Origin of the sequence: Paraburkholderia metrosideri, assembly GCF_904848625.1 — a bacterium.
GTDB lineage: Bacteria > Pseudomonadota > Gammaproteobacteria > Burkholderiales > Burkholderiaceae > Paraburkholderia > Paraburkholderia metrosideri.
This window is the reverse complement of the sequence record NZ_CAJHCP010000013.1, coordinates 250,126-256,682: the sequence shown is the minus strand read 5'-3', so window position 1 is coordinate 256,682 and position 6,557 is coordinate 250,126. Positions and strand designations below refer to the sequence as shown.

5 protein-coding genes are annotated in these 6,557 nt (G+C 60.2%); 2 read left to right on the top strand and 3 right to left on the bottom strand.

Annotated elements, in window-relative coordinates; translation table 11 throughout:
- Positions 1 to 236: hypothetical protein (locus tag LMG28727_RS34335; RefSeq protein ID WP_236592383.1), on the top strand; the 236-nt coding region annotated here is incomplete at its 5' end.
- Positions 237 to 553: 317 nt separating this feature from the next.
- Here the strand turns inward: LMG28727_RS34335 and hpnH are convergent.
- Positions 554 to 2,110 carry an adenosyl-hopene transferase HpnH gene (gene hpnH, locus LMG28727_RS27130; RefSeq protein ID WP_201645403.1) on the bottom strand — a complete coding sequence of 519 codons (1,557 nt, stop codon included), beginning with the start codon at positions 2,108 to 2,110 and terminating at the stop codon, positions 554 to 556.
- A gap of 473 nt (positions 2,111 to 2,583) precedes the next feature.
- On the opposite strand from hpnH, the gene LMG28727_RS27125 reads away from it, so the two are divergent.
- Positions 2,584 to 4,359, top strand: a complete 1,776-nt coding sequence (locus tag LMG28727_RS27125; protein WP_236592381.1) for a class I adenylate-forming enzyme family protein — start codon at positions 2,584 to 2,586, stop codon at positions 4,357 to 4,359.
- A gap of 158 nt (positions 4,360 to 4,517) precedes the next feature.
- On the opposite strand, the gene LMG28727_RS27120 is transcribed toward LMG28727_RS27125, so the two are convergent.
- Together LMG28727_RS27120 and LMG28727_RS27115 are read right to left on the bottom strand one after the other, a co-directional pair.
- The gene (locus tag LMG28727_RS27120) at positions 4,518 to 5,669 is read right to left on the bottom strand and encodes an FUSC family protein (RefSeq protein ID WP_201645402.1); all 1,152 of its coding nucleotides are present in this window, start codon (positions 5,667 to 5,669) and stop codon (positions 4,518 to 4,520) included.
- 136 nt (positions 5,670 to 5,805) lie between these two features.
- Entirely contained in the window at positions 5,806 to 6,303 is a 498-nt protein-coding gene (locus LMG28727_RS27115; RefSeq protein ID WP_201645401.1) for a DUF2165 family protein, read from the bottom strand.
- Between the last annotated feature and the right edge of the window lie 254 nt (positions 6,304 to 6,557).

The window sequence follows — 6,557 nt, the reverse complement described above, 5'->3', positions numbered from 1 at the left end:
TTGCCCGTGTGAAAGTAGGTAATCGTCAGGCTCCCCAGCATGTCCAGAAACCCCACCCCAACAAGGTGGGGTTTTTGCGTTTCTGGCCGTCGCATCGGTCGATGTGGTCGCCGCTGGTATCGACGATACGCTCGAAACCCATGTCGAAGCCGTGCGCCTACAACGCACTCGCGGTCATGCGCTGTACGCCGCGGCGGCAAGCTGAGGGAGTTTCATTTCTTCGCGTTAATCGCTGACGAGCGGGACCGCCGTCAATCTGATGCGTTCAGACACGCTGGAGGAAATTTACCGCGTACCGATGGCGATCGTCACGCATCCAGATGGCCGAGAGCCGATCAGTTTTGCGTCTTGATTCTGCCGCCGACTTTTCCGCGAACTCAATCGCGCAGCCCGGATTTCTAACTGGATTATCAGGCTGTCAGGCGGACAGTTGGCGGGGGATAGTGCTCCTGTTTGGCGGGAGCGATTGGATGACTACCAAGACCGGCACAACACGACCTGCCGGTTTTGCCGGCGCTGATTGAACCCAGCGCCGGCATCTCACACACACCGTTTAATCGCCCAGATATTCCGGCTCGATCTGGATATTCTTCTCGCCAGCGGCTTTCTTTTCCCAGTATCGCTTGACCCAGTTTTCGAAGGTCTTGCCAGCCGCCGTATCTTTACCAGTGAACGCAATAGCGCGGATCTCCGGATACGGAATCACTTCCTTCGTCTGCTTGCCGGTCGGGATGATGCGGACGAAGCAGTCCTTGAAGGCCGCGCCATATTGACGGTCGTACAGATAACCCGCAATGGTCGAGCCGTCCTTGCGGGTGACGGTCACGTCACCGCGATAATCGAAGGCCTTTTCCATCGCCTCGCGAATTTCGGCTTCGCTTGTCAGTTCCGGCGTCCAGCCTTCGAGTTGCTCGTGTTCCGTACCAGCGGCAGTTTCCATCTGATCCGGATTGACCTTGGCGACCGCCGCGGGCTTAGCTTCTGCTGCACCCAGCTTGGCGGCGTCCGAACGCGGCGGCGTCGGAACGAACACCATCGGCACTTCGTGCGAAGTCTTCTTCCAACCTGCGAGAATTTCAGTCGCGCCCTTGTCGTCATAGCGGTCGAACAGCATCGCCTTGACCGTCTGGAACATGCCCTTGAACGACCCAAACGTGTAGTTCACGCCGCTTGCTTCGTAGCCCGAGTGCACCATGCAGTTCGCGCATTTCGGATTGCCGCTTTCAGTGCCGTACTCAGACCACTTCACGCTTTCCATCAGCTCGTCGAAACTGTCCGCGTAGCCATCCTGAAGCAGATAGCACGGCTTCTGCCAGCCGAAGATGCTGTACGTCGGCATACCCCACGGTGTGCAGGTGAGGTCCTTCTTGCCCATCAGGAATTCCATGAAGATCGGCGACGCATTGAAGCGCCAGCTCTTCTTCCGGTTCGACAGGATCGCGCGGAACAGCTTCTTAGAACGTGCGCGGCCGAGGAAGTGCTTCTGGTCCGGGGCCTTGTCATACGTGTAGCCCGGCGACACCATCATGCTTTCGACGCCCGCCGTCATCATTTCGTCGAAGTGCGCGCGCACGCTGTTCGGGTCTGCACCGTCGAACAGCGTCGTATTGGTGGTGACGCGGAAACCCGCAGCGACCGCCGCACGAACGCTTTCCATCGCGATGTCGTAACCGCCTTCACGGCACACCGCGAAATCGTGGTGATCGCGCTGGCCGTCGACGTGGACCGAGAACGACAGATACTTGCTCGGCTTGAACAGATGGAGTTGCTTCGCGAGCAGCAACGCGTTCGTGCACATGTACACGTACTTTTTGCGCGCGACGAGGCCGGCGACGATCTCGGGCATCTGCGGATGCAGAAGCGGCTCGCCACCCGGGATCGCGACCATCGGCGTACCGCATTCCTCGACAGCCTTGAAGCATTGCTCCGGCGTGAGTTGCGATTTCAAAACGTGCGCCGGGTATTGGATTTTGCCGCACCCCGCACACGCCAGATTGCAGCGCATGAGCGGTTCGAGCATCAGGACGAGCGGATACCGGCTCCGCCGCATCAACTTTTGCTTCAGGACGTAACTGGCGACCGTCCATGCCTGTGAAATTGGCACTCCCATGCTGCTAATTCTCCTCGGTAACTATTACTTGGCGGGGCAAGCCCCGCAAATGCATTCATTTAGGGTGTTACGCACCCCAATCGGATGCCATTGTCTGCGAAAGCGGGTCGGCGTAAGTTCGCGCGACCGGACGTGAGACGAGCCAGCATCCGACTTCTCGGGTTTGAAATTTCGGAAATTAAGGGATGATCGCACAAACCGTGCTATCGAGCAGGCGGCGAATCATTCTGGACACGTATCCACGTCCCTTGCGGGTGGAACAACGACCTGCTGAAAAGGCCGTTTTCCGCTGTTTATCAGCGATGGCCAAAACGGCAAACAGACGATTTTCTCAAACATTTCTGTTAGCGGTCGAGCGATGTAAGCCATCCGGCGGCCGCCGCGGCATACCAGAGTGCGTACCAGACGCACATGCTGGCCGCGCCCTCGGCTGAAGGCCTGTTCGCTCACGCCATCGCAGACAGCAGTAATTCGTGGGCCGATCCGAAGTGCGCTACGTGTTTGGCACGCTGGAGTATGGCCATCGCTGTTTTACGACGAGCGACCACGCTAATTCGCTCCTCATTCTTCTCGCGCACCATGCGCGTCAAGGCGTTCAGGCGTCGAGCCACGGCACGATGGATATAGCCGGCTGCTCGCATCCTCGACCCATTCTCACCACGCGAGAGGCGATCATGGAATACAGCGCACCGGCAGCCTATCTGCCCTACATCGACGAGTTGCTCGATCAATTGCAAAAACGGGCGCATCATCCGGTATTGCGCTATCAGCGGGACGATGTGACGGGCGACTCGTTGCGTCGCGCGATCTATCGTTACGCGCGGGCGTTGTCATTGCTCGGCATCGGACGGGATTCGGTCGTCGCGCTGTTCGCGCCGAATTGCCCGGACGCGCTCGCTATTCGCTACGCGGCGAACCTGCTGGGCGCCGCTGCCATGTACCTGCCGTCGCTCAAGGATGGAAAGAGCCGCGCCGTGTTGCTCGAAAGAATCCGCCCTTCGCTGTTAGTCGCCTTTCCGACCACCGCGCATCTCGTTCCCGACGCGGCGAAGGCGGACGCTATCTATGTGAGCACCGGTCCAACGGCCAGGCGCCTCGACAAGCTGGCACAGGCGCAATCCGAATTGCCGCTGCCCAGTTGCACCCAACCCGGCGACCTCGCCGTGATCGTCTCGTCGGGCGGCACGACCGGGGTACCCAAAGGCAGCAGGCGGTCCTTCGCCGCATACTCGGCCATGGTCTGCGGGCCATGCTGTAAAGACCGGCGCCAGCTTGTCAATGGACCGCTCGCTTATCTGTCGCAAGTGCTGGTCGACACGACGCTCATCGGCGGTGGCGTGGTTGTCCTCAGGCCGCGCTACGACCCAGCGGCCACGCTTGCCGCGATTGAACTGGAGCGCATCACCGACGTGCTTCTGGTTGAGCCGCAACTCTTCGAGGTCATGGATCACCCGGATGTCCGCCGACGTGATCTTTCCACGCTGCGCTCCATTGCGCACATCGGCGGATCTGCGCCCAACGTGCTTCTGCGTCGCGCGGTCGCCCGCCTGGGGCCGGTGCTCACGCACATGTATGGCGCGAGCGAGGCGGGCATGGTCAGCGTGTTGCCCGCGAATGCCTGCGACGTCACCCTGAACCCGCTGGCGTGCGCGGGTCGCATCCGGGCCGGCGTCGAGGTTCGTCTGCGGCGCGACGATGGAACCCTCGCGCGCAACGGAGAATGCGGACGAATCGAGGTGAGGTCCGCAGCGGTCGCTCAAGGTTATTACCATCAGGAACTCGAAAGCGCGCTGAAGTTCCAGGACGGAGGGTGCCTGACCGGCGACGTTGGGTTCATTCACGCGGACGGCAACCTGTGGGTTTTGGGCCGTGCGAGCGACGTTGCAGACATGGGCGGCCGCATGGTCGGTCCTACGTTGATTGAAGAGATCTTGTGCCGGTTGCCCGAGGTTCGCTATGCCGTGGCTTTTGCTGCCGGAACCGATGCGGTAGACGGTGGCTGGAGCGTCGCTGTCGAGCCATGGGCGGGCCGGGACATTGACGTTGCACGATGCACACGTGCGCTCGAAGACGCTTTGGGCACATGCGTCAGCCACGCGGTGCATATCTGCGTGGTCGACTATGTGCCGCTCACCGAGCAAGGCAAAGTGGACCGCGCAGCAGTGACACGGATTTTGCAAAGCGGTGCGCCGCTGAGCCAGGAGACGTCAGGGTTGCACAGGCAATTCGCCGACGCCGGCGTGGTATGAGCGGAGTTGTCCGCGATGACGGATGCGTGGACGTCGAGACCTGCGGCTGGTTTCAGCTCAGGAGGGCGCGCTGAATGCAGACGGGCTTACCGATCCTGTCCACGTCTGCGCTCGCAGTGACGCAGCGGTATCGATGCCGCCGAGCCACGTGAGCGATGCTAGATACTCACACGTGAACGGAACAGAAGTCGGTTCGCGACAAGCATCACAGCAGCGAGGATCACGATCCCGCCAACAATACCCGCGAGGCGCGACATGGCCATGCCCGGGTCGCCAGACCAGCCTTTGTCCTGGACGAAGACCATAATGAATGCAATGGTGAACTGGCGGCCGATATAACTCGCGCCTCGTGCTCCGGTCTGCACATGACACCCTACCCATACCCCCGCCGACAGCGCAACCAGGCAGGGAATTTCACGCCCATGCAACAGCGGCAGAAGTGCGACGCCAATGGCTCCCGCAAGAAGGCATCCGATGATGCGCTGGACCATCTTCACGGCGATCGGCTTGTTCAGATCAGCAATGCCCGATGGCGGCAGAATCAATACAGCGATTATCGTCACGAGCGCCTGTGCGAGAGTGGGCAGCTTCAACATATAGGCGAACGCTGCGCATATCGCGATCGCGAATCCGGCCTGCACAGCCGCTTCCGCATAGGTCAGGCGCATCGATTCGACGGAAAACTGGTTGGCTTGCGCCGCCACACCCGCCACACCCGCCGCAGATGCGGTTTCCTGCGCGGGCCGATGTCGCCGATACCACTGCTGGCCGAGGCGGAGCGCGCCCGATACCGCGACGCAGGCGGACACGCCGACGCACACATCGATAACCCGGAGCAGTGCAAACGAAGCGGTCGCACGGAACGCGAGGAGTTGGTGCGCTTCATACGTGACCATGATCGCTGTCACGCCACCTAGTACCCACGCGTACGATGCGCTTCCCGTGTTCGCACGATAAACGGTGAAGCCGCCGATCACGCCCACCACCGGTATGAAGAACCAGGGTTGCGCGCCAATCAGCGGGCCCACGAGCGCGCCAAGCAATGCGCCAATGATCGTCCCGAGGACACGGTGCAATGCGCGTTCGAGTGATGCCGCAAAATGCGTCTGCATGACGGCAAAGCCGCTGATTGCGACCCACCACGTGTCGGCGAGATGCAGCATGTGCGCTAGCGCAACTGAGAGCAGCACGGAGAGCATCGCGTTGACGCCAAGCAGCGCGCGTTCGGCAGACGGCTTCCACGCTGCACATTCGCGGCCTAGTGCGAAGGCGGCGTCGCGAGATGTCTGCAGAACGTCGGCGATGCGCATGTGGCGCTCCCCACGAAAGATGGAGTTGGCAAAGAAGAAAGTACGTCCGGATCTCAATCCGGCGGATTGCCGGATCCGTAACTGAGCCATCGTATCCGAACCGTGCTGGTTCAGGAATTGAATCGGTAACTGCTCGTCAGGCTTCGAGGTCGTCGTTATGAAGGCTCACGAAGATCAGAACGAGGAGAAACGTTGTATAGAACCGGAAGGCGCTTTCCTCCCCATTCCATTGCGTCGACATCCACATGTCGAACCATTCTCCGCCAATCGATTTGAAGGCGACTTGCCACGTCAGGAAGCCCACGGTCAATCCGGCCAGCGCGATACGTGTCGCGCGCCTGAAGACAGGGGCAGGAGATCGCCTCGCGCGCCACATGAGGACCGCACCGACCCAGCAGAGCCCGGCTGTTAGCGTCTCGAGCGCAATGATCAGCACGTAGCCCGCGTTCTGTATGGCGGCCGAGGCAATGGCGCGATACATGTTCGCATTGCCGGGGAAGGTAGTATCCATCAGGAATACATGATGGACGAATTCAAGGTTGCTGCCATAGTCGGTGATATTGCCGAAGCTCACGAGCGATGCGAGAAACGCCATCGACAACACCAGCAGCAGCTTTGACAGACGAATCGTCACTGGCGGCCTCCTGTCGATAGGGGAAGACAATGAACAGTGGGGAAGGGACCGTGAAAATGGACTACGGGATGCGTGCCGTCAATTGCCCGGACCCGTTTCACTCTCTCTATGCCGTGCGCGTTGCGTATAGATCAACTCCGTCGGGAGCGACTGAAGATGATCTGTTTCGAGGCAGCAAAAGAACAGGATGAGATCGGTTCGCAGATCAGATCCCGCATTGTCGTCTTCTGAAGATAAATACAGTGCTGGAACGC

What these genes read in the sequence shown, in the direction of transcription:
- hpnH (WP_201645403.1), bottom strand. Translation starts at nt 2,110, where the DNA reads ATGGGAGTGCCAATTTCACAGGCATGGACGGTCGCCAGTTACGTCCTG.
- LMG28727_RS27120 (WP_201645402.1), bottom strand. Translation starts at nt 5,669, where the DNA reads ATGCGCATCGCCGACGTTCTGCAGACATCTCGCGACGCCGCCTTCGCA.